This is a genomic window from Thiomicrospira aerophila AL3 (genome assembly GCF_000227665.2).
In the GTDB taxonomy this organism is placed as follows: domain Bacteria; phylum Pseudomonadota; class Gammaproteobacteria; order Thiomicrospirales; family Thiomicrospiraceae; genus Thiomicrospira; species Thiomicrospira aerophila.
Genome location: NZ_CP007030.1, coordinates 1,248,294 through 1,273,351 on the forward strand (window position 1 = coordinate 1,248,294; position 25,058 = coordinate 1,273,351).

General features: G+C 40.9%; 21 protein-coding genes and 1 tRNA gene. 11 read left to right on the forward strand and 11 right to left on the reverse strand.

Annotated features, from left to right (window positions below):
- Positions 1–37: 37 nt before the first annotated feature.
- The 4 genes from THIAE_RS10600 to THIAE_RS06095 are packed head-to-tail and all read right to left on the reverse strand — an operon-like array spanning position 38 to position 4,465.
- Positions 38–502, reverse strand: a complete 465-nt coding sequence (locus THIAE_RS10600) for a Mov34/MPN/PAD-1 family protein (RefSeq protein WP_006459398.1) — start codon at positions 500–502, stop codon at positions 38–40.
- Positions 490–2,211 carry a ThiF family adenylyltransferase gene (locus THIAE_RS06085; RefSeq protein WP_006459399.1) on the reverse strand — a complete coding sequence of 574 codons (1,722 nt, stop codon included), beginning with the start codon at positions 2,209–2,211 and terminating at the stop codon, positions 490–492. Before THIAE_RS06085 ends, THIAE_RS10600 begins: the two co-directional genes overlap by 13 nt.
- Positions 2,211–3,458 (reverse strand): CBASS cGAMP synthase, encoded by a 1,248-nt coding sequence (locus THIAE_RS06090; protein ID WP_006459400.1) that lies wholly within the window; start codon positions 3,456–3,458, stop codon positions 2,211–2,213. Before THIAE_RS06090 ends, THIAE_RS06085 begins: the two co-directional genes overlap by 1 nt.
- An 11-nt stretch (positions 3,459–3,469) precedes the next feature.
- A complete protein-coding gene (locus THIAE_RS06095; protein WP_006459401.1) occupies positions 3,470–4,465 on the reverse strand; it encodes a CBASS cGAMP-activated phospholipase in 996 nt (331 codons plus the stop codon).
- A gap of 372 nt (positions 4,466–4,837) precedes the next feature.
- Here THIAE_RS06095 and THIAE_RS06100 point away from each other — a divergent pair, with 372 nt between their 5' ends.
- From THIAE_RS06100 to THIAE_RS06145, 11 genes are all read left to right on the forward strand, one after another.
- Positions 4,838–6,829 (forward strand): site-specific DNA-methyltransferase, encoded by a 1,992-nt coding sequence (locus tag THIAE_RS06100; protein WP_006459402.1) that lies wholly within the window; start codon positions 4,838–4,840, stop codon positions 6,827–6,829.
- Position 6,830: 1 nt separating this feature from the next.
- Complete coding sequence (locus tag THIAE_RS06105; protein WP_006459403.1) at positions 6,831–9,839, forward strand: type III restriction-modification system endonuclease; 3,009 nt, start codon at positions 6,831–6,833, stop codon at positions 9,837–9,839.
- Between the two features lie 97 nt (positions 9,840–9,936).
- A complete protein-coding gene (locus tag THIAE_RS11010; RefSeq protein ID WP_084332767.1) occupies positions 9,937–10,047 on the forward strand; it encodes a DUF4113 domain-containing protein in 111 nt (36 codons plus the stop codon).
- 147 nt (positions 10,048–10,194) lie between these two features.
- Complete coding sequence (locus THIAE_RS06110; protein ID WP_006459404.1) at positions 10,195–10,461, forward strand: hypothetical protein; 267 nt, start codon at positions 10,195–10,197, stop codon at positions 10,459–10,461.
- 22 nt (positions 10,462–10,483) lie between these two features.
- Positions 10,484–11,038 (forward strand): thermonuclease family protein, encoded by a 555-nt coding sequence (locus THIAE_RS06115; RefSeq protein WP_006459405.1) that lies wholly within the window; start codon positions 10,484–10,486, stop codon positions 11,036–11,038.
- Positions 11,039–11,312: 274 nt separating this feature from the next.
- On the forward strand, positions 11,313–13,016 hold the full coding sequence (locus tag THIAE_RS06120) for a class I SAM-dependent methyltransferase (protein ID WP_006459406.1): 1,704 nt from the start codon (positions 11,313–11,315) through the stop codon (positions 13,014–13,016).
- 254 nt (positions 13,017–13,270) lie between these two features.
- Positions 13,271–13,726 (forward strand): hypothetical protein, encoded by a 456-nt coding sequence (locus tag THIAE_RS06125; RefSeq protein ID WP_006459407.1) that lies wholly within the window; start codon positions 13,271–13,273, stop codon positions 13,724–13,726.
- 49 nt (positions 13,727–13,775) lie between these two features.
- Positions 13,776–14,351, forward strand: a complete 576-nt coding sequence (locus tag THIAE_RS06130) for a hypothetical protein (RefSeq protein WP_006459408.1) — start codon at positions 13,776–13,778, stop codon at positions 14,349–14,351.
- A gap of 138 nt (positions 14,352–14,489) precedes the next feature.
- A complete protein-coding gene (locus THIAE_RS06135) occupies positions 14,490–15,155 on the forward strand; it encodes a hypothetical protein (protein WP_006459409.1) in 666 nt (221 codons plus the stop codon).
- Positions 15,156–15,157: 2 nt separating this feature from the next.
- Positions 15,158–17,242 (forward strand): MobH family relaxase, encoded by a 2,085-nt coding sequence (mobH, locus tag THIAE_RS06140; RefSeq protein ID WP_006459410.1) that lies wholly within the window; start codon positions 15,158–15,160, stop codon positions 17,240–17,242.
- A gap of 173 nt (positions 17,243–17,415) precedes the next feature.
- Positions 17,416–18,216: a tyrosine-type recombinase/integrase gene (locus tag THIAE_RS06145; RefSeq protein WP_157868705.1), complete on the forward strand. Its 801-nt coding sequence runs from the start codon at positions 17,416–17,418 to the stop codon at positions 18,214–18,216.
- A gap of 300 nt (positions 18,217–18,516) precedes the next feature.
- Here THIAE_RS06145 and THIAE_RS06150 read toward each other — a convergent pair.
- From THIAE_RS06150 to THIAE_RS06180, 7 genes are all read right to left on the reverse strand, one after another.
- Positions 18,517–18,593 (reverse strand) — tRNA-Met (locus tag THIAE_RS06150).
- Between the two features lie 62 nt (positions 18,594–18,655).
- Positions 18,656–19,009: a DUF2818 family protein gene (locus THIAE_RS06155; protein WP_006459412.1), complete on the reverse strand. Its 354-nt coding sequence runs from the start codon at positions 19,007–19,009 to the stop codon at positions 18,656–18,658.
- Between the two features lie 78 nt (positions 19,010–19,087).
- Positions 19,088–20,530: an NADH-quinone oxidoreductase subunit NuoN gene (nuoN, locus tag THIAE_RS06160; protein WP_006459413.1), complete on the reverse strand. Its 1,443-nt coding sequence runs from the start codon at positions 20,528–20,530 to the stop codon at positions 19,088–19,090.
- 33 nt (positions 20,531–20,563) lie between these two features.
- Complete coding sequence (locus tag THIAE_RS06165; protein WP_006459414.1) at positions 20,564–22,078, reverse strand: NADH-quinone oxidoreductase subunit M; 1,515 nt, start codon at positions 22,076–22,078, stop codon at positions 20,564–20,566.
- A 30-nt stretch (positions 22,079–22,108) separates the two neighbouring features.
- Positions 22,109–24,091 (reverse strand): NADH-quinone oxidoreductase subunit L, encoded by a 1,983-nt coding sequence (gene nuoL, locus THIAE_RS06170; RefSeq protein WP_006459415.1) that lies wholly within the window; start codon positions 24,089–24,091, stop codon positions 22,109–22,111.
- Between the two features lie 3 nt (positions 24,092–24,094).
- Positions 24,095–24,400 carry an NADH-quinone oxidoreductase subunit NuoK gene (gene nuoK / locus THIAE_RS06175; RefSeq protein WP_006459416.1) on the reverse strand — a complete coding sequence of 102 codons (306 nt, stop codon included), beginning with the start codon at positions 24,398–24,400 and terminating at the stop codon, positions 24,095–24,097.
- A gap of 2 nt (positions 24,401–24,402) precedes the next feature.
- Positions 24,403–25,044, reverse strand: coding sequence for an NADH-quinone oxidoreductase subunit J (locus THIAE_RS06180; RefSeq protein ID WP_006459417.1), 642 nt, complete (start codon positions 25,042–25,044; stop codon positions 24,403–24,405).
- Positions 25,045–25,058: the final 14 nt, after the last annotated feature.

Here is a 25,058-nt window from a genome sequence, read left to right on the forward strand (position 1 = left end):
CCAACTCGTCACAGTTCTTGCTTGATTTTCAATACTTTCAGCTTGCAAATATAGGATTCAGGCTTTTAATAACTCCCTCATCCCACACACCGTACCAATTGTTATTTTGCCCAATTATGATTAAAACTTTCGTTCTATCTCTTGGAAGGTTTTTGCGCCATTCGTTCAGATCAAAAGATGATGGATAAGCATCTTTCTCCGGGTGAGTGTGCCACTCCCCCAAATATGTTTCTGTGCTGTTTGAGTTTTGCCATGAGTGCATTACCGTTTCAATATGGCTTTTCGAGTATCTGGTAAAGGAGTTTCGCTTGCATATGTCTTCAGGCTTTGGGGTAGTAAATTGAGTAACCTCAATATGAGGGGTGCGATAGAGGCCAATTAATACACCACCTTTCTCAGTTGCGCTCGAAGGTTCTTGCCGGTACTGTTCTAGTGAATCCATTAACTTTTTAGGTATTAATAAATATGAGTTTTTATTGAACAAAAAAATCAAGTCTGACAACAGGGACACCTTTTTAAACGTTCTGGGTCTTGGTTTTTTGTATGATGAATATCGTCAGAAAGAGTAACGTGATTAAACCTGTACTGTTTGGTTTTATGCAAACCTTTAATGGCCTTATCCAATATTAAAGCTGCGGCTGTCATTGACGCGTTTGAAGAAAACTCAAAGTAACTTGAGCCTGCGCAACTTTTCCTGATTACGCTTGGTTCTGCCCCTTTTTTGAAAAGCTTGAATCGCTCACCACCCTCTTCGGTTCCGCTTGTGACACAGTAAAAACATGCTTTTTTATCATCATCCAGAAGTGCTCTTGCCGCACCGCCAGCAGCATCGATCCACCCATGAATGAGTAAAGGCGACCTACCCTTTGCCTGGTGCCAGCTTTTGCTTAAAAGTGTCGAAAACTGACGATCGCCAGTTGCATCAATAATCAAGTCGTAGCCGCTGGTTGAATAAATGTCGTTATGGTCAAACTGTTCTTTTGCATGAATATTGAAGCCATAACTATAGTAATCCCTTAAAAGAAACTCTTTCATTGCATAAGATTTCATCTGTCTAAGGTAATTGCCGCCAAGAATATGCCTACCAATGTTTGCCGACGAGTATTCATCTGGATCATATAAAGTTAATTTTCCTTGCCCATAACCAGCACCGTTCTGAACAAGTGAATGTGCAAGATACCCGCCTATAGTGCCGCAACCTATAAGGATAATTTTTTTGCCTTTTAGAGTAAATTGATTGTTACGCTTTAGCACGAACTCTTGGCTAGCATTCTCACAAACCAATCGAAGGATTGGCTCAATCATTCTTTTAGAATATAGCGCTTTCAAAAACCTATCTGATTTATCCTGGTGTATAGACGGTGTTATTGCTAAGTTGCCATAATCTGTCTTAGACAACGTAAATCCAATAGTGTGTTCACCATTGAACTGTACAAAGACAAATAACATTCTTTGCTTAAAAGTCTTTTTGACCAAATCCAGAAGGGTTTTGGCGGCATTCGAATCTGTACGTCGAAACCAAGTAAAAAACTCTTTAAAATCTTGAGGGGGCCATTTAATGCCTTTTTCGATAAGAGGGTCTTTCTCGCTCTTAACAAACACGCCATTTGTTGGCTTTGAGCTTTGTTCGCTAAGACCTGGTACTGAGCTCAACCATGAACTTTTAAACGGAAGGTCGTCTCTTGAAAGGTAAACCCATTCCGTTACGGTTTGATTTTTATGAAAATTCAAACGCTTATATTTATAAACCAAGCCCTGCTCATCAAGTGAAGCCAGGAATACTCGATCTGAAGCCCCCCAATAAGCTGTAAACTCAAACGCATGCTCATGAGCTACCTCTGAAGGTTCCAATGTTGCAATTTCTTTTAACACTTGATTTATTTGTTTTAGCAGTAGATTTAATGACTCTTGTGGCTTAAATGGATCTAGATAATAAGCATCCTTGTCCAGATAGCATAGCCGCTGATTGGCTTCTATGTGCGGCATTCTTTTTGGAACACCTTCCGGAAGTTCGAGTATGAAAACATCAGGAAGCTTTATAAACTCACAAACAGTTTCGAAATCAACTTGGATTTCAATTTTGAATTCTTTTCCAGCATGAATTATCCCTGCTTGATAACTTACTTTTGGAGTCCCTAGGATAACCCCCACTCGTCTATAGCCGTTATCACAAAGTGCCTTATGGATAATTCGATACTTAAAGTCGTCCATTAGCCCGCCGAAAAATTTGGCTTCATCTCAGTTTCGGGTGAGGGTTGCGCCATTGCAGATGTGCCTCTAACTTGGTTGGCAATGCTTTCAACGCTTTCAGTATCATAGGGAAAGCGTGAACCAAAGATTGCCATGAAACCCGACACACACTCTTCTTGGCTCTCAGCGGACAACAAAGACCGGCGAATGTTGGTTTTTAATTTTTCAGCCTGGCTAACAATTTCGGAATGGTTTTTTTGATCACTTTCCCTAGGGTAAAGCATTTCGTTTTTGGTCATTAAATAAACCCCTTCGTTCAATTGTGTTGGCAAAGCAGTAACTACCGCCAATAACGCTTCTGAATCACCTGCAAATCCACTGCTATTCTGAGGGTCATTGTAAGTATTTACTGCACAAGCCATTAGTGAAATAGAGCTGGGTCCTCCCCCATCTTCCCATGTGTGGTCACGCCATGCTTTTAAGTAACGACAAACTCTTCGCAATCCCTCACCATGTAATTTAACTTCACTCTTAAACCATTCAGAGATTTCCCTTGGATCAGACTGCTTCCAGTGCTCTTCATTTCTCATTGCTAGATAAACTTGATCAGGGTCTAATATAACCTCCTGTTCCTTTGTAGCAAGCGCCTCAAGGCTGTAAGATGAACTATCGTACACCTCCGTAAGAGTGGCATACTCCCCTTCTGGAATAGCATAAAGAGGAACGTCAATATGCATATCTGTGCTAACAATAATTCGCGCGCACGTTGGTTTATTGTTGATAAATTTCCAATCTCTATTCTCTTGACATAACTGCTGCAAGGCTGAGTCAACAATTTTGAAAAAAGCTTCTTTGGCTATAATTGGTCCCGTTTCTTCAATGATTGTCATCGGTAAATAAGTACCATCATCGACATCCATTTGTTGCGGTGGTGTATGAGCTGGCTTGTTGAGTGTTTTATATACGCTAGAGCCTTGAGAACAAAACTTAGGCTTCACTTTTTTTAATGCATTAATCGCGTCATCAACATTGCCAGTGGCAGCAAGACTTTCTAAAGAAATGCCATATTCTTCAGTTAGTGCGCTAAGGCCTTTTTCTTCGGCCTTCTCTTGGAAAGTTCTAAATGCATTACGGATAGTTTTTCGAACCAGCATCTTAATCTCATTCATTTGAGTTAATGCATTTTCATCTGGCTGAAGATTTGCCCAAAAACAATCACTAGACTGTCTCTGGTAGAGCAGCTTATCTACTGAATATTTTAAAATCATGTGTTTACCCCCTAGTTGATTAAAATTGAGCGATCGGCTTGGTGTGACAACATTGTTGCTAACAATTCACTACCAGAAACATCTGAAGCAGATTGGGTAGCATTGGCTTTTAATGTCTCAAGAGAGGCCTTTGATGAATTGTCCAAATCTAAATCCAAGCCTTGCTGCATAGTTGGAGCCGCATCAATGCTTAAATAGTGTGTTTTAGAGCCTAGCTTCCCATTCTCAAGGGCGTGCTGAACCATAAAGCTGTGCATTTGCTCGTTTGCAGAAATCGTTAAATCAAAAAGTTTTTTACCAAAACTCCACCCCTTCCCGTAACCCGAATTATTGTTCAATCCTGATCGCAGGGTGAAGCGAGAGCTCATAGTTCCCACGGAAAGAATTCTAATGTTTGATTTATCAATACCAAGCTTATTAACAGCTTCGTGCAGCCCAAGTAACGCTGGAGAGTTTGCCACCAGCCCACCATCAATGAACTTCTTTGAGTCGAAGGAATGAATTGGAAAGTATGTTGGAGCAGCGCTTGTTGCAAGTGCAACATCTACAAGGCTCACATCTTGGTCAAATGTGTAGTCTGAATGGTATTTGTTTTTAAACAACTTGGGCTGGCCCGTAGAAGCATTGACGGTTGGGATTAAAACCGGTGTTTTGAGATCCTTAATCTTTCCATCACCAAAAATATCTGTCAACACACCTCTTAGCGGAGCCTGGGAATAAAGAGGGCCAAAAAATCGCCAAAAATTTTTACACCGTATCTTTGGGAAGATTTTTTGCGCATTCTTCTCAAGAAGATCGGATAAATCCGACGGACTCTTACCATAAGCAAGAGCCAAGGCCAAGATTCCACCGATAGATGTACCGCAAATAAGGTCAAAATGTTCAGTTATTTTTGTCTGCTTATGCTTTTCTATCTCTGCTAAAACTTTTGCAGAGTAAAGCCCTTTTACACCGCCTCCGCTTAGTGACAAAATCTGGAATGGTTTAATATCTAAATTGGTACTCATTTTTACACCGTAGATTTATCGGACTGAGTTCAAATATACTCATAATACCCAATAGAAGCAAACACAATATATCAACACTTATCCACACCAACACCCTACATGTAGTATTAAGAAAACACCACCAAGCCCATGAGCTCAAGGTCTTTCCTTGTGGATAAGAGTCGTTAACACTCAATAATTTATACCGGAATTATTTTCTCAATTATGCAATGTTGCGCTTTAATGTGAAATCGAATTGATTGTGCTCTAAAATACACCATGTTGCTCAAGGTGCTCATGCCTAGCTGTTTGAATAACCATTTGAAGATCATCGTGAAAAACTATCTTTTAAAGACAATTTAAGCTATCCACTTGCCATAAAAAAGAAACCCTATGAACCAAATTAAGCCTGAAATTCTTGCCGACAACTCTGAAACCACAATCAATAGCCAACAAGTTGCAACGCTGAAAAAACATTTTCCGCAATGTTTTGACAAGGAAGGCAACTTTATTGCTGAAAAACTGAATGAAATTATTAGCAGTAGTGGCACAGCTTTTTCAAAGGAATCTTATGGTCTGAGCTGGCTTGGTAAATCTTATGCACGCCTATTGGCAAATGAAAATCCACTTACCTTGCTGGCGGAAGACAAAGAACATAACCAAAAACCTGAAAACCAGGATAGCGAAAACCTGCTGATTAAAGGTGACAACCTTGAGGTGTTGAAACACCTTAAAGGGGCTTATTCTGAATGCATTAAGATGATTTACATCGACCCACCTTACAACACTGGTTCAGATGGTTTTGTTTATCAGGATGACCGTAAGTTTACACCTGATCAACTAGCAGAGCTGGCTGGTATTGAGCAGAATGAAGCCAAACGTATTCTTGAGTTTACTCAGAGCAAGGCCAATAGCCATAGCGCATGGCTAACTTTCATGTACCCTCGCCTTTACATTGCCCGTGAGCTTCTAAAAGATGATGGCGTTATCTTTATTTCTATTGATAACAATGAGCAAGCCCAGTTAAGAGTTATTTGTGATGAAGTGTTTGGTGAGGCAAACTATTTAGGACTGATTTGCTGGAAAAATGTTACGGATAACAATCCAACAAATATCGCAACTGAACATGAATATATTGTTGTTTATGCAAAATCTAAAGACTCTGTAAAACCTGTGTGGAAATCGTTTCTCTCTGACGTGAAAGATTTGTTAATTCAAATTGGTGATGAGTTTAATAAGAAATATAAAGATCAAGATAAGCTTCAAAAGGCATACACAAAATGGTTTCGTGAAAACAAATTTCAACTTGGTGAATTAGATAGGTACAAATATATTGATGAAGAAGGCGTTTACACAGGAAGCCAAAGTGTACATAACCCAGGGAAAGATGGTTATCGCTATGATGTTATCCACCCTGATACAGGCAAGCCGTGTAAAGAACCCTTGATGGGATACCGGTTCCCCGAATCAACAATGAAAGAACTTCTTGATAATGACCGAGTTTTATTTGGTAAAGATCATAATAAAATTATTGAATTGAAAGTATACGCAAAGGATTTCAAAGACAAACTTTCAAGTATATTTGTTCTTGATGGAAGGGTTGGTGCTACCGAGCTAAGAGATTTGTTCCCTGATGTTAAAACAATTTTCACAAATCCAAAACCAGTTGAGTTATTAAAAAGACTAATCTCTTTTGCTACAGATCATGGCGATATAGTTTTAGATTTTTTTGGTGGTTCGGGAACCACAGCTCATTCTAATTTAGCTTTAAATTCAGAAGACAACGGAAGCCGTAAGTTTATTATTATTCAAATTGATGAAAAAACTGATTCCAAGAAAGATGCTCATAAAGCTGGGTTTAATACAATTTTTGAGATTACCAAAGCACGTATTAAAAAAGCCGCTGAAAAAATTCGTGCTGAAAATCCAGATTACAACGGGGATTTAGGTTTTCAAATTTTTGAAACCTTGCCGGTTTTTGAGGGTTATTTAGATAATATAGAAACCCTTGAAGGAGAACAGGGTGAACTGTTCGACGGCTCAGCGCTATCAGACGATCAACTTGAGCACCTTCTAAGCACCTGGAAAGTTTATGATGGCATTCCCCTTACTCAACGACTTATTGAAACCGATTTAGCCGGCTACATAGCCTACCGTCACGACAGAGTTTTGTATTTAATGCACCAAGGTTTTAGAACCGAATCCTTAAAGGCGTTTCTATCCAGGTTAGATGAAACGGATGGAGATGATAAAAACTTCGACGTTGAGAAAGTGGTTTTATTTGGTTACAACTTTGACAGCAAAAACCAGTTAGAAATTAATGAGGCGGTTCGCCAATACCAAAATCGCAAAGAGAAAACCGTTAGTGTTTTGGTGAGGTACTAAGATGACCGGTTTTAACTTTGAAAAAGACCTTGCTCATCAAACTGATGCAGTCCAATCAATCATGGCTGTTTTTAGCAAAGTGGCCAAGGTTGAAAATAATCCTCAACCTGCAATGACCATGTTAAGCAATCCATCCGCATCTTTCAATAGCGATGTTGAATTTGGCATGACCGTGGTACAAATTCAGAAAACAAATCAAATTACCAAGCCAAACTCTATCCCTGTAATCAACAAAAAGAGCCGTGTACTCGATATTTCAATGGAAACCGGTACGGGTAAAACTTATACCTATACCAAGGCTATATTTGAACTCAACAAAGCCTTTGGCATGACCAAATTCATTGTCGTTGTACCCACGCTCTCCATTAAAGCTGGTACCGTAAGTTTTCTTCGCTCAGAAGCCACTAAAAGACACTTTATGGAAAGCTACAACGGTAAACAGCTAAAGATCCATGTTGTTGAGAGTCAAAACGGAAGCAGAAGCAAAAAAGCTTATATGCCTCAGTCTATCATAGACTTTGTTGAAGCGAAAAAACACCCTAATCCTGCACTGGATAATACCATCCACATCATGGTTATTAATGCTGGAATGATTAACTCGGACACCCTTAGCAAGAAGTTCGACACTCGCATTAATGACACTTACGATAATCTCTTTGATGCGATTGCATCTGTCAATCCAATTACAATTATCGACGAACCCCATAAATTTAAGCAAGAGAATGCAACTTGGCAAAACATCCTAAAGTTTGGTTCTCAATACACCTTGCGCTTTGGGGCTACTTTTGATGATCGTTACGAAAACCTTATCCATGAATTATCAGCGGTTGATGCATTTAATCAAGATCTTGTAAAAGGTGTTGTTGCAGACATTGAAATGTTTGATGGCGGTTCGGATGAGCACATCAAGCTACTCTCATACGGCGCAAAAGCCATCCGTGAAGTAGAAATTAAGTCTGGAAAGGACAAGGGGCAAACAAGTAACAAGGAGTTCCCTGAGGCCAAATTTGAGTATTTTAACGGAACTAAAAAGATGGTTTTCAAGTTGATTGAGGGAGAAAGCCTTTCAATAATCCATCCTGAAATGGATGGTATCTACATTGAGAAACTTAACACTCAAAAGGTGCTGCTTTCAAATGGATTGGAGCTTAAAAACAACCAAAAAATTAGCCCCTACTCTTATTCATCAACCATTCAAGACAAAATGATTGCCAAAGCAGTTAAGCGTCACTTTGAAATCGAAAAATCACTACTTTCTCGTGATGTAAAAATTAAGCCTCTAACCCTGTTTTTCATTGATGACATTGAGGGGTACCGGGGTAATCACGAAATCACCGGTGATCTCAAAGCTAAATTTGAAGCCCTGCTCAAACAGCAAATTGAAAACATACTCAAAGAAGATGGCTTAACATCCTTTTATCGCACATATCTGGAAGACTCTATACAAGACCTGTCGGTTTGTCACGGTGGTTATTTTGCACAAGACAATAGCGAGACAGACGAAGCCATTGAAAAAGAAGTCTCAGAGATCTTGCATGATAAAGAATCACTTCTGAGCCTTGATAACAAAAGAAGATTCATTTTCTCTAAATGGACACTGCGTGAAGGCTGGGATAACCCGAATGTATTCCAGATTTGCAAATTACGCTCTAGTGGCTCACAAACATCGAAGCTACAAGAGGTTGGACGTGGATTACGATTGCCAGTAAACGAGTATATGAGCCGAGTTAAAAATGAAGCTTTCGATCTGTACTACTACGTGGATTTCTCAGAGCGTGACTTTGCAGAACAGCTAGTCAATGAAATCAATCAAAAATCAGGACAAACACCGGTTGAAAAACTCACCAAGCTCACCGATACAGTTGTGCAAAGTATTATTGCAAAGTATCCCGAACAATCCGTGGATACCATTCGCAATACATTGGGTGAAGCTGGCGCAATTGATTTTTCAGGAAACTTCAAGGAAGGCGGTTTAGACATTATCAAAGCTGAGTTTCCAAGCGCCTTTGAAGCGGCTGGAGGCTTGAAAAAAGGCAAGGTTCGCGTTGAAGGGAAAACCAAGTCCAGTGCAACTCTTCGTGTTGGTAAGTACACCGAACTCCAAAAGTTATGGGAGGCAATTAATCAGCGCGTAATCTTAGAATATAAAATTAATAGCGAATCGGATTTTCAGGCCATTTTTGAATCCTACTTAATAGACTATAAAGAGTCCTTTAAGCCACGCGGTAGTGTGTCACAAACCAAACGATTGATCTTTGACAACGGGCTTGCTTCTTTAAAAGAAGAGGATGATCTTGATAATGAGATTCTGCCAATCGTAACACTGCATTACAGACAGTTTATTGAAGAGCTTGCCGTACTGCTTGGCGTCAACATGATAACGTTGCACAAGGCATTTGTCGCGGTCAAAGATAGATTAAATATCAATGATTATTTGAGTCATCAGACTATCCGAACAATAAAGGCGCAGTTTCATAAATACTTACTGGATAATGCTTTTTCAAAGTTCCATATTGGGTACCAACAAGTATCAAATAAAGTCCACCCTACTGTTTTTACATACGAAAATGGAAAGCCCCGGACTAACATCCCAGCTCATAACTTGGGGGTGCATTGTGATGAATCAAAACCTGCGGATCAATACCTCTTTGAAGAAGTTTTCTATGATGCGCCCCTTGAGCAGGAAAACATTAAGAAGTCGATTACAGGAGTTACTGTATTTACCAAAATACCACGCAACTCAATACGCATACCGGTTGCTGGAGGCGGTACCTATTCGCCAGACTTTGCTTATGTAGTTGAGTACGAGAGTGGTCAGAAGCAACTTAACCTCATTATTGAAACCAAGGACAAAGAAAAGCGTGCCCTATTTGATGATGAGAAGCAAAAAATCAAGCACGCTCAAGAACTCTTCAGCTCATTAAAACAAGGTTTTGAGGTTCGATTTGAAACGCAATTTAAGAATGCTCAGATCAAAGAGATTCTTCAACAAGCTATTAATCAGGCCTAGCTTTGAGTATGAATTTTCTAAGAAATCGAATAAATATTTAAACACTTCTATTCATGTCCAATACTACAAACTAATTTTGTAGCTTGAAAATAAGCCCTTGCAGTTTGTTTTACAAATATTAAAGCAAAAAGAGCAATGGGCCATGCGCCGGGCGGTGTGTTCACCTCGCTATACCACTCGACTTAGTGAAGTGATGGTGGTTTCATAATAGGGACAATGCAAATTTACTAAATCCAGTGACATGGCGCATAAATTTTAAAAAAACTTTTTCTAACCTTGTAATTCTGGCTTGTCATCCCCTGCCTGATAGAATCGACGGCATCTTAATCGTGCTCTAAAAAAAGTGATTCACGCAATGAAAAAGTCCGAAAAGCTGATGATTCAAGCAATTCGCAGAGAGAAAGTTAAAGCTCTATGGCATGAGGGTAAAACATGCTCTGAAATTGCTAAATTAATCGATTCAAATATGCCAACTATTATGCGTGATTGCCGTGCTATGGATTTGCCGACATCTAAAGAAGAGCGTGCTAGTGTGCAGTTGCTGCAAAACATTGAACCCGACCCTGAAGCCGATCTCTGGCACTGGGCCACATACCGCAAGCCGCTTAACCGGCTGGTTTGACTTTTTAACGACGGAGATAAATATGAAATTTAGATTTTTAGTTCTAATCGTACCGCTTCTTGTTACTTCACAGTTGGTTGCCGCCCAAAAGCTGCCATTTGGAGGGGAAGTTACTAACAGATACGGCCCATCTACATCGGAAGTTGATGTACTTGAAGTCATAAGAGGCGACCTAATCCGTGTTAGAGGTGAGGTCAGAACTTATGAGCTGCATTTAATGAATATCATGACACCCGCATATAACTATCCTGATATTTGTAATCAAGCGTATGGTAAAGAGGCTAAAGAATACCTTAAAAATAGAATAGATGGTAAGCGTATAACTGTTAGGGAATACCCGCCCTACTATCCCGAAACGAGGGGAGTTGTTTATTTAAACGGAGTAGATATAAACATGGAGTTGATCGAAGAAGGACTAGCCTGGCCGGGGCGACCGATTGGAATGACCCACTACTATGAGATTAAAGAAGCTTTTGATCGGTTTAAGCATAGAGGGGTTCGAGTTTTTTCTGAACCAGACCCGGTTCACCCACACAAATTCATTAATAATGAATCAGATAGAAAGTGCGTTAAATAATGTACTAAGGCCTTCAAACCCACAACCCACACTTCGGTGTGGGTCTTTACATTAAGCGATTTGGTATTAAAATCGTTTGTTGTAAGGATCCACGTTGTGGAACTTAGGCTTGCATTGCAAGCACCCATCACCGGCCCTCGACTGCGTTAGCCGGTAACGATCCCTTGGATCGTGCAGTCACTGCTTACAATTCAATTTTAACCCCATGGGGATACATCATCCTCATGGGGTTCGGTGTATCCCCTTTTTTGTTTTTCAAATTAGGAGATATGCTATGTCAAGTTTACTAGAGCAAGTTAAGCTTTTTAACGAGGATTATGAGTGGTACCCAACCACGAATGAACAGATCGACGCCGTTTATCTGAAGCTGAAGCAACTTAAAGAGAAACGCTATTCACTTTTAGATATTGGCGCTGGTAATGGTAAGGTTTTATCACGATTAACTGATTTAGGTAGTATGGATCCCTCAGTTGATGGATATAACAAGGTTATACCAGCTAAAAAGTATGCCATCGAAAAGTCTAAGCCACTGATTGACGCACTTCCTGAAGATGTGTTTTTGGTAGGTTGTGATTTTTATGAGCAAACTTTAATCGACAAAAAAGTTAATGTTATATTTTCTAACCCACCCTATAGCCAGTTTTCTGAATGGGCAGTTAAGATTATTAAGGAGGCAAGAGCTTCTCACCTCTTTATGGTTTTACCTAAAAGATGGGTTTTTGATCAATCAATTCATGAAGCGCTTGGTATTCGTAAACCTTTCTCGACTAAAAAGGGCAAGTTGGGTTATGAAATACTTGGTAGCTTTGACTACCATAATGCTGAAGACCGCAAGGCTCGGGCTAAAGTTGATGTGATTTATATTTCATTGGGTCATGATTATTATGGGTCAATGGATATGGAAACAGATCCGTTTAATGTTTGGTTCAATGAATCATTTTCGGGCCTGAGTGCGCCGAAAAGTAAGATTGCTGAATATGAGCGAAAGCAAGCTGAGCGGGATAGCATGTCATCTAAAATCAAAGATCAATTGGTGAAAGGTGATGACCTGGTTCAAGTTCTAGTTTCTTTGTATGAATCAGAAATGAGTCATCTTTTTCAAAATTATAAAAGCGTCAGTGAGCTTGATGCTGATATTTTGAGAACGCTTGATGTAAATATTGAATCAATCAAAGAGGCGCTAAAGCAACGCATTGAGTCGATGAAGGATCGCTACTGGCGTGAACTTTTCGATAAGCTTGACAAAATTACATCCAAGCTTACACATGATAGTCGTAAAGTGGTTTTGGATACACTGACTTGTAATACAAGTGTTGATTTTAATCACGGTAATATTTATGCGGTTTTGTCTTGGGTCTTCAAGAACGCTAATAAGTATTTTGATTCTCAGTTAGTTGATACTTATGAGAGGATGATTGAAAAGGCAAACATTGTTCCGTATAAATCCAATCAACGTGTCTTTGCAGATTTTGATTGGCGTTATAATCGCAAGCCTGATGACTTAACGCACTTTAAACTAGACTATAGGATCGTGTTAGAGCGAGTTGGAGGGATTTGCAATGACTCTTCTCGCTATGGACAAGAAAGGTTTAATGGCTTATCTCAAGGGGCAGCCAACCTAATTGATGACTTATGCACCATTGCATCTAACTTAGGTTTTGTGGTCTTTGAAAACCATAAAAGCTTTTTTTGGAATGCAGGTAATAAAAATGCCATCAGATATAGGGATGCTCAGGGGATTTGGAATGACCTTTTGGAAGTAAGAGCGTTTAAGAATGGTAACTTACATCTTCGACTGTCATCAAAGTTCGCTGCAAAACTGAATGTTGAGTTTGGTAGGCTAAAAGGCTGGTTAACCTCCGCATCAAGTGCTGCAAGTGAGATTGATATTAGTGATGAAGACGCTTTGGATTCATTTCGATCTAACTATGTTTTAACAATCGAAAATGCTAACAACCTAATTGGTTTTAGAGGTTAAATCTTAATCACAACCCACACTTCGGTGTGGGTCTTTACATTAAGCGATTTAGTATTAAAATCATTTGATGTAAGGATCCACGTTGTGGAACTTAGGCTTGCATTGCAAGCACCCATCACCGGCCCTCGACTGCGTTAGCCGGTAACGATCCCCTGGATCGTGCAGTCATGCTTACAATTCTATTTTTAACCCCATGGGGATACATCATCCTCATAGGGGTTGGTGTATCCCCTTTTTTGTCAGGAGATACACCTATGAAAATTCAAACTGTGTTCTATAAAGAAAATCCAGCTAAACCAGGATTCATGATGCTTGATCGCTATGCAACGATTCAAGAAATTGAAGACCAGGTTCATGCTGTATTATCTGTTTCACACGAAATTAACAACTTCAACACTTCAAGATTAATTGGCGAGCAGTTAACAAGCTGTCTCTTTAATGGCTTGGAGTATGAGTGGCTAAGTTGGGATCGTAGCATTCTTGATTGGCGAGCAGATCCTAAAACCACTGTATTACCCGAAAAGTTTGCTTATAACCTTCATTTTTTAGTAAGGAAGGGTAACTCTGAGGGTATGGTTATTTCATTGCTCCACCTATCCAATGACGGCAAGTTTACTGAAGTTTGTTCAATCAAATACCTCGGTTATACCGATGAACAGGTGTACTTAATTGGCAATCACCTATCAAAAGCACTAAGTTTGGGCTACTAATTGATTCGATTCATCGTTAAACTTGTCACAATTCACCCAAGGAATCTAAATGAAAACTATCAAAATGATTACAGCAGTCATGCTTGCGGTATCCGTATCTAGCTGCATGGCCACATCAAAAAAACCGCTTAATATATCAGATGATGACTGGGCGGCTATGTCAGATGAAATGAAGTTATACGCTTATGAGCGTCAAGCTCAACTTGATGCACAATACAATGCTGAACTTCAAAGACAGCAATCAGCACCAACCCCCGTTATGCCCGAGTCATTAACTGGCTCAACGGCGGATTCATACGGCCAGCGTGTTCAATGCACATTGAATGGCGAGGCTAGAATCGGTGGTAAATGGCGTAAGGCTGAACCTTTTGGTTTCGATATTGGTCGTGCTGAAAGCGTTGAATTTGATCTTTACTCTGGCAATCACAGCAGCTTTGGCACGGCGACATTTGATGGTGTGAATGTTCAAGCTTGCGGTACAACTAACTTACCCAGTTATTGTGTTCGCATTGCGGCAACAGCACATCAGCTTGATAGAGGCGGGATTAGTCAATCCGTTTCATCAAGTCACTTTTTTCGCGGCGAGATGACATGCTCACTTGCTGATAGGCCAACGCGTCGCTAATCAATTAATGCACCTCGTAAGAGGTGCTTTCCCTACCTTAAATTTCAAAATAACTTTTTTATTTTTTGTTTTACCCACCCTCCCCTTCACTTTTGCGACAATTGCCCGAAGTCATTTTGAACCACTTAGGGATAAGGTATGTCACACAATTTAGTCCAGGTTTCTTTTTCCACCCATCGCGTAATTAAGTTTTTGGATGGAATCTATGAATTTGGGCCAACAATTTATTACCAGTCTGTATCGGACATTGACGATGGTTTAAAGCTTTTTGATGCGGTCATTTCGCAACTTTGTAATGATCAGCTCAATACGGCTCTAAGACGTATTGAAACCCTAGCTAACAAAAAACGCATTACGATTAAACCGTTTGAACTCAAAGTCATTGCTCAGGCAACTGATCAAGAATGGTCAACGCTGAAAAATGATTATCAAAATATGGCCGGGCGCAAAATAGCTATCAATGAATCTATTGTTTTATTGATTACTGACCAGCTTAAGGAGCGTTATGAGGGGTCTCAGGCGTGTATTGGCGACGAATTTAATTTTGACGAATTAGCGATAAAAATCAGCGAAGATCTTATTGGTCAAGGGGATGTAAGAGCCTTAATCGCTCATCGTTTACTTGAGTCAGGCTGTTTTGCTGTAGTCGTTTACGACAAGCACACAAAAGATAGGTGGGATCCAATGAAAGTGAGCTTCAAAGAGTTTGTATCCACCCATTCTGCTATATCCGCTTATGTTGATTATGAGTCAGCCAAGAGTTTTGATGATATTTATAACTGGATCAATTGCTTGCAAGCCTAAATATGCTAAATTTCCTGATCAATAAGCTAAAGCATAACGACGCCAAACTCCTTAAAAGTAATGGGGTACATCATGGTCGCTATTTAAAGCGTCTGCCGGTCGAGCGGTTATTGCATTCGTACAATGATCAGTTGGATGAAATTAAGGTCTTAACTGGCATCCCTGACAAGCATTTTGACTATCTCTACCTTACACCTCTCAAAACCTATATTAATTTTATGCAGCTGGCACCGGCCAGTGAATCACATCATCATGCAGACCATGGCGGAATGCTTGAACATACCTTAGAAGTCGTTGTTAATGCACTGAGACTTCGACGGGGCCAAATATTGCCAACGGGTGTGCCACCGGAAGAAATTGAACATCGTAAAGACATTTGGACGTTTGTTGTCTTTGTCAGTGCTTTATTGCACGACGCCGGTAAACTAATTTCAGATGTTGAATTTCATGGTGAACAAGGGGATGTTTGGCATTTACTTTCAAGCGCCCCGCCTCCCCCCCTGTATCGTGTTGTTTACAACGCCGGTCGCCGACACAAGTTTCATGAAAAACTAGCCTCATTTGCGCTGTATAAAATATTTAACCAAGATCACATTAACTGGGTTATGACTGATGATGAGGCCTGGTATGCACTGGTGAACTATTTGACTGCAAATTATACCGAGGCCTCCATCATTGCTGAGATTGTTCAAAAAGCTGATCAGGCCAGTGTAATCGCTAACCTTGGTGGCAATGTGAATGATGCGATTAAGCGACCTGTGCAGGCCCTAAGCTTACCTGAGCGGTTACTTAAATCGCTACAGCAGCTACTTGAAGAAAATGCCATCGGAATTAATAAACAAGGCGCTATGGGTTATGTAGATGGTGACTATGTTTATTTCACCGTAAAACCCATGTTGGATAAAGTAAAAGAGAAAATGCGCGATCAAGGCCTCTCCGTACCGGCTTCAAACAATACGCTTATGGGTGAGTTACAACAATCTAAAATCGTTGAATCAAATGGTGATAAAGCAACTTTCAGAGTACGGGTTAATGTAGGCAGTTGGCAACAAGATTTTAGTGTTTTAAAGATTCATGTAATGAAGGCCTGGCCAGAAAAACGCCCCGCCATTAATGACACCATTAGCGTAGTTCAGATTAACGATGATGGCGACGTTATACAAGCAACTAAAGCCCCTGATAATAACAGCCCTGCCCAAGCTGGAGTGCCCTCCAGTGAGAATCAGAAAACCGTTAGTGATCCAAAGACTGATCAGAATCATCAAGTATTGCCAGAAAAGCCAGTTCAAACTCAACCCGCACAACCAAAACAAGTTACACCGGATAGCACTATTACAGAAAGCTTAGCGGAGCCGTTGATTGAGGATTTGGCTGATTTGGCAGAATTAGACGAAGTAATGGGGCTGGTGGGTGAACCCAATCAAGTTGAAAATAATTTTGATGAATTGGCAGGTATCGATCTTAATGATGATGGTGATGATACGGATGACTGGTCGCCAGCGATGATAGACGATGAAATCGACGATAAAAATAATATTGGTGGCGTTTCACACAACAAGCCTAAGTCTGATCAATCAAGGCTAGAAGCTGACCATAACAACCGCAAGAGCGTAATTGATGAAGTTAAAAATCAGATAACCGAAGGGCCTAAAAACTTCATCAACAAATACAATGATGAGGTTTTAGATACTCAAATTACTTTTGCAGACCTAGAGGATCCGGGCGCTCAGTTTATCGGTTGGCTTAAAGCAGGACTTAAAACAGGTGCCATTCCGCTAAATATAGCGGGTGGCCCGGCTCACTTTGTTAATGAAGGTTTATTTTTAGTTTCTCCTCAGATTTTTAGAACATTTCAGACTGAAACCGGTGTGGGTTGGTCGCAAGCCCAGCGTTCAGTTACAAAATCCAGTCGAAAAATTAATCTGAAAACCCCAAAAGGGGAAAACATGTTCACCTATGAAATCTTGTCAAAGACAGGCCGAACAAAAGATATAAGCTCAATAAAGGGCATATTAATCCCCAAGCCATGCGAAAAGCTAGGATTAACGCTTGATGAAAGAAATACAAATATGAAGATTGTTGAGTGATTTTTTCTACATAAATTTACTGAAATTTCATACGTTATAGTTAAAAATGCGGTTCCACTTTATGACAAATAAAATAATAGGAATCCGCACAAATGAATCAAGTTATTAATGATGACGTAAATGACCTTTTAACCTCTCAATTAGCAAAACTTGTAGGAGCCAATAAACCCCGAATGTTATTTGATGATGCCGTTCAAAAGTTTGTGTCTGAATCAAATAACAAAGATGAAGTCGGTGAACTTCATTTATTTAAGGTGATCTCCCCCTACTTCAAAGGGATGTATCTCGATCAGATCACCCGGCAAGACATTAATCGCCTGATAGAAGGCAGAAAAGCCGATGGCGTGTCGAATACAACTATTAATCGAGCGTTACAGAAGATTAGAGCCTTGTTAAGACGCGCTGCCATTGAATGGGATGTGTTGTGTGATGTACCCCATATTAAGTTACTCAAAGAGCCAAGATTGAGGGTTAGGTGGCTCACCAAGATAGAGGCCAGTCGATTAGTAAGTGTATTGCCAGATCATCTTGCCGCCATGATGCAATTTACCCTTGAAACTGGTTTACGTGAATCTAACGTAACCCTATTGGAATGGCGACAGATAGATTTACATAACAGGGTTATTTTCATTGAAGGGGATGATGTTTTAAAGGGTGAAAAATCGTTTGCTGTTCCCCTATCAGAGAAAGCCATGTCAATCCTTATAAAAGAGCGAGGCAAACATACCACACGCGTGTTCACCTACAAGGACAAACCTGTTAGACGAGCCAATGGACGAGCGTTTAGGAAGGCACTACAGCAAGTGAACATAGAGGATTTTAGGTGGCATGATCTACGTCATACCTGGGCTACGTGGCATGTGCAGAAAGGCACCCCGCTACACGTTCTCCAAGAACTGGGTGGCTGGCAAAATATTAACATGGTCAAACGCTATGCACACTATGATCATAAATTTTTGCATCAGTGGGTATAGGTAGCATAAGAAATATTTATGAAATGAATAGGCCGCAAAGCAGCGAGAAGCGAAATTTGTGGCTAGACAAAAAAACTAGGATAATTTACTATTGCACAATGATTGTCAAATTAGACAATTCTTAATTAACCAATTTACAGAAATAAAAAACCCCAAGACCTTTTTTTGAAAGACAGGAATCTTGGGGTTTCCAGATAGTCTAAGTTAACTAAAACTTAGGGAACTGCATTTCTGCATGGTTTGATTTTAATGCCGTGATAGTTGATTTTCAACCTCTTTCACAACATTAATATCGAAAATTGGTAGCGGGGGCAGGATTTGAACCTACGACCTTTGGGTTATGAGCCCAACGAGCTACCAGACTGCTCCACCCCGCGTTAATTGATGTGCGTATTATAGGGGATGAAGCAGATATTGCAACCCCTATTTGCGTTTTTATTTAAGATTGGCCCTCTGCTTGCTTACGAGCTGCTTTTTGATGCTTGTCCAGATACATCTTGAAGTTAAAACGGTAAATAAAACCAGGGAACGCAAAGATCATGAACAAAAACAGGTTAACGACATAAAACTCCCATTCCTGCGGTGCGATATTGCCCATGGCGGTAAATTCAATCATATATGCGAAGCCACCCATCACAAAAAACAACACGAACCATTCAACAATATAGATGGGTATGGTTTTTTCCTGCTTAAGCGGAATCAACAGAAACAAGCGCTGGGTAAACAAAAAAGGTAGATTGGCCATCACAATGGCTAAAAACAATAAAATCCATACCGACTGCTCTAAACTCATGCAACTGCCCCTTACTAATTTAGCGTTATTGCCAATAAAAAGGCGCCTTCGGCGCCTTTATTCACTCTACTATACATCTTAGCCTAATAAGCTATTGTAAGCCACGCCCATTAAGAGTGCAGGCATTAAACCTAACAATAAAAGTGAAACCGAATAGGCGCTTACCCCAACTGCTACATCTCGAGCAGCCACGGGTAGTGGACTAGAGTCCTCGTTCGAATCAAAATACATGACTTTAACGACTTTTAGGTAATAGAATGCACCAATAACAGCGGATACCACACCGACTAACGCAAGCCATAAGAAGCCAGCAGAAATAACTTCCTCAAGCACCACCAATTTCGCATAGAAACCAATAAAAGGTGGAATCCCTGCCATTGAGAACATAACAATCAACATCATAGCTGCTAACCAAGGATTACGCTGATTCAATCCTTTAAAGTCGACAATTTCTTCAAACTGGTTGCCGGTGCGGGCCAGAGCAATAATCAAACCAAACGCTGCCACACTGCTAATCGCATACACCAGAACATAGAACATAGCCGCTGAGTAGCCTTCTGGAGTGGCCGCAATAAAGCCCATAAGTAAAAAGCCAATATGCGAAATACCAGAATAAGCCAGTAAGCGTTTAAAGTTGGTTTGCATCAACGCAATCAACGTACCTATAACCATTGATAACACAGACAAAATAATCAATAACTGCTGCCAATCGACAACCAGGCCTGGTAATCCGTCTACTAGCAAGCGATACACTATAGCAAAAGCAGCAATCTTAGGTGCTGAGGCAATAAACAGTGTGACCGCAGTAGGTGAGCCCTGGTAAACGTCAGGCACCCACATATGAAACGGAACTGCACCTAACTTAAAGCCAAGACCAATAACAATAAATACGACACCAAAGGCTAACACGGTTGCATTAGCTTCACCTGATGCAATCACATCCTTCACATCAGGAATAGTTAAAGTTCCTGTTGCACCGTAGATCATGGATAAACCATAGAGCAACAAACCCGTTGCCATTGCACCTAACACGAAATACTTTAGCGCGGCTTCCGTTGCGGCCGATGAGTCACGCTGCATAGCAATCATGGCATACATCGCTAACGACATGATTTCTAAACCTACAAAAAGCGTGATGAAGTTGTAAGACGACACCATCACGAACATGCCTAAAATCGCGAATAAACCCAGGGTAAAAAACTCACCTTTATAAAAGTTATTCATGCGCATGTAGTCACGAGAAAACAAAAACACACCAATGGATACAATGACGATAAACAATTTCAACACATCACCAAAGGCATCGCGAATAAAGCTATCGTTAAATGTGACCTGTGTTTCAGTCGTGAAGCTCAATAAAATAAGCACACCCACAATAACTAATGCAATCTGGGATGCCCAATAAGTTGCATTCGGATGTTTTTTGGACCACACGGTATCAGCAATCAAAATAAATGAGGCCAATGCCAGAAGCACCATTTCAGGGATGGCGGGACTAAATGCTGGAATTTCAAAATGCATAGTGACGTTACCTAATCTTAGTGTTCTGTTTAATTAAAGCTTACTAGTGGTTGCTTGGATCAGTAGATTATCCACTGAGGCATGCATGACTTCGAGCAATGGGTTCGGCCACACACCCAACAACACAATAACAAAAGCCAGGATCGCCATAATGGCAAACTCGCGACGGTTAAGGTCCTGCAACTGCGCAACATTGTCATTGGCTACCTTACCGAACACAACGCGCTTAATCATCCAGAGTGTATAGGCTGCGCCCACAATCAAAGTCGTTGCCGCCAAAATGCCATACCAAACATTCGCTTTGAAGGCACTTAGAATAACCATAAACTCACCTACGAAACCAGATGTACCCGGCAAACCGGCATTGGCCATTGCAAAGAGTACTGCAAAGAATCCGAACCATGGCATGGTATTGACTACCCCACCATAGGCACTGATATCTCGCGTATGCAGTCGATCGTATAGAACGCCAATTGCCAAAAACATCGCGCCAGAGATGAAACCATGCGAAATCATTTGTACCATGGCCCCTTCCATACCCAAGGCTGCCCCTTGAGTATCGCCGGTTTTGGCAACAATTGAATAAACTAAGAACATACCCAGGGTGACAAAGCCCATGTGCGCAATCGATGAATAAGCCACAAGCTTTTTCATGTCACTTTGAATAAGCGCAATAAAGCCGATGTACACAATTGCTATCAAGGACAATAAGATAATTAACCAATCTAATGTCGCTGACGCATCCGGCGTAATAGGTAGACTGAAGCGAACAAAGCCGTACCCACCCATTTTGAGCATAATTGCAGCTAGCACTACTGAACCCGCTGTTGGAGCCTCCACGTGCGCATCTGGTAACCAGGTATGCACTGGGAACATTGGAATCTTAACTGCAAAAGCAACCAAAAATGCCAAGAAGATCAAGATTTGCGCGGTGATACCCAATGGCATCGCATGGAAATCAAGAATCGAGAAGCTACCGATTTGGAAGTACATGTAGAGAAACGCAATGAACATGAAGACTGAACCCAAGAAGGTATAGAGAAAGAACTTCATAGTCGCATATACACGACGTGGCCCGCCCCACTTACCGATAACAATAAACATCGGAATTAATAGCGCTTCCCAGAACACATAAAACAAAATTGAATCAAGTGCAGTAAAGACACCAATCATGATGCCTTGCATAATCATAAACGCACCCATGTATTGCTCTACGCGATCCTTAATAACCGTCCAAGCAGAGGCAATAACAAGAATCTGGGTAAAAGTGGTTAACAAGACCAAGGGCATTGACAAACCATCCACACCCAAAAAGTATTGTATGTTGTATTGCGGAATCCAATCCATGCGCTCAACAAACTGCATCTCTGCAGTAGTCATGTCGAACGCAAAATAAAGCGGCAAGGATAAGATAAAAGTGAGCACAGCTGCAGCAAGTGAAAACCACTTGGCAAAGTTTGGACTATTCCGTCCTGCAAACAGGACTATAAGTCCCGCTATGATCGGAAGCCAAATCAGCGTGCTAAGAATTGGGTAGCCTAAAGACATGAATACGTTTTCCTTTTCTTATTCTTATTCTTACCAAAGTGCCCAGATCAATAGACCTAATAGGCCGAAGATCATCACAAAAGCATAGTGATACATATAACCGGTTTGAGATTCACGGGACATGCTGGCTAGGTTGGCAATTTGCTTAACCGTACCATTAACCATGCCCGAGTCGATAACCTTAGTATCGATTGACTTCCAGCAGAACTGGCCAAGCTTAATCGAACCTTTAGTAAATACAACATCATTAAAGCGATCAAACCCGTATGCATTTTCAAGCACACTTTTAGCACGTGGCAGGCTCGCAGCAATTTTTGCTGGTATATCAGGACGCTTCAGATAGAAGAACCAAGCTAGAGCCACACCCGCAAACGCCAACCAAACGGGTACTGACATAAAGCCATGAAGGATAAAGCCCACCACAGAATCAAAGTACTGGTCATGTACGCGTGCTAACACATCGTTTTGAGCCAGAACAAAAATAGAGTCTGAGAAATAGCTACCATTTAGGACCGACTCAACCATCAACAAACCGAGTAATACCGACGGAATCGCTAACATGATTAATGGAATCGTCACCACCTTAGGCGATTCATGAATTTTATGCGTGCGTACATAGTCACTTTCTTGGCCGTGGAAGACAAGGAAGAACATTCTAAAGCTGTAGAAGGCCGTAACGAACACACCCATTAACAGTAACGCATAAGCAAAACTAGAACCCGCCAGATTACTCTCACCCACTGCTAGTAGGATGGAGTCTTTTGAAAAGAATCCAGCAAAACCTGGGAAGCCAATCAAGGCTAGCGAACCAATTAGCAATGCCACATAGGTAATAGGCATGTGTTTACGCAAGCCGCCCATTTGACGAATATCTTGAATGTGATGCATCGCAATAATGACCGAGCCGGCGGCTAGGAACAACAAGGCTTTAAAGAAGGCATGAGTCAGTACATGGAACATAGATGCCGCATAGGCCGATGCACCCAAAGCAGCCGTCATATAGCCAAGTTGTGACAGGGTTGAATAGGCAACGACACGCTTAATGTCGTTTTGAATGATACCTAGCAAGCCCATCATAAAGGCGGTTAACGCACCGACAATCAAAATAAATTGCAACGCTGCTTCTGACATTTCATAAGCTGGCGATAAACGAGCGACCATGAAGATACCGGCAGTAACCATGGTGGCCGCATGAATCAAAGCTGAAATGGGTGTAGGGCCTTCCATTGATTCGGGTAGCCATACGTGCAATGGCATCTGCGCAGATTTACCCATCGCTCCAATAAACAGCAGAATGACCATCACAGTAATAACAGACCACTCAACACCTGGGATGAACTGGACCATGGTGTGTTCATGCTCAGCTAAACGATCAAAGAACTCTTGGTAGTCCATTGTATTGAAATAAACAAATACCATCGCAATGCCAAGAATGAAACCAAAATCACCCACCCGGTTAACTAAGAAGGCTTTCAAGTTAGCCACAATCGCTGATTCACGCTTCATATAGAAGCCAATCAATAGATACGACACTAAGCCTACTGCTTCCCAGCCAAAGAATAACTGCAAGAAGTTGTTAGCCATGACCAATGACAACATTGAAAAGGTAAATAAAGATAAATAACTAAAGAAGCGCTGGTAATAAGGATTATCGTGATCATAATCCTCATCATGATCCATATAGCCAATAGTGTAGATGTGCACCATTAAAGACACGAAGGTGACCACCAACATCATCGTTGCACTAAGCTTATCGATTAAGAAACCAATCTCGAAGCGAATACCATCACTAACCATCCAAGTATAAAGTGACGCATTGTAGGGGTCAGCACCTTGGAATAGGTACAAATAGAATACATAAGCAGACAGTACTGTCGACACAGCAACAGAGCCAATGGTTACACTTTGCGCCCCTACTCGACCCACTTGGCGACCAAGCAGGCCTGCTACTGCAGCACCAAACAAAGGCGCTAGTAGGATAATCGTTAAAATTAAATGTAAATGTTGTTCCATTCCTTACCCCTTCAATGAACCTAGATCATCGACATTGATACTGTTTCGATTACGAAACACTAAGACGATAATGGCCAGACCAATTGCCGCTTCAGCAGCCGCGACTGTTAGGATAAAAAATACAAATATTTGACCTGAAATATCATTCAAGAAATAAGAGAAGGCAATCAAGTTAGTATTGACGGCGAGCAACATTAACTCGATGGCCATCAACAAAATGATGACGTTTTTCCGGTTTAAGAAAATACCTGCTAGACTTAGCGTAAATAAAATGGCACTAAACACCAAATAATCGGACAATGCGACCATCTTTATTCATCCCCTTCTTGTTTTTGTGTAACAGGTTTTTCTTTGACAGCGCTCATCTTCACCATTTCAAAACGCTCTTTTGGGTTAACACGAACTTGTTTATCAATATTCTGATATTTCACTTCATGCGGTGGACGACGACGAATAGTTAATGCAATCGCCGCTACAATACCCACTAACAGGAGCACCGCCGCTAGAATAAACGCATAGGCATGAACGGTATAAAGTTGTAAACCGAGGGCTTCAGTATTGCTGTAATCAGCCGCGAAGCGAACAGGTTCACCTGTTTTGTCTAAACCGAACTGATGAGGTCCAAGCACCATATACATCATCGCAAAAATCGCCACCGCAGCTAAAACACCAATGGGCAGATAACGGGTAAAACCTTCTTTAAGCTGAACCAGGTTGATATCTAGCATCATTACGACGAAGAGGAATAACACCATAACCGCGCCCGCATAGACTAGGATAAGTACAATACCGAGGAACTCAGCCTGCATCATAATCCACACCCCTGCCGTCGCAATAAATGCGAGCACCAGCCATAACGCCGCCTTAACCGGGTTATTGACTGAAATCATCATAATCGACGCTAACACGGCGATACCGGCTAGTACATAAAAAATCAACTGTTCAAATGTCATATTATAGGTTTCCT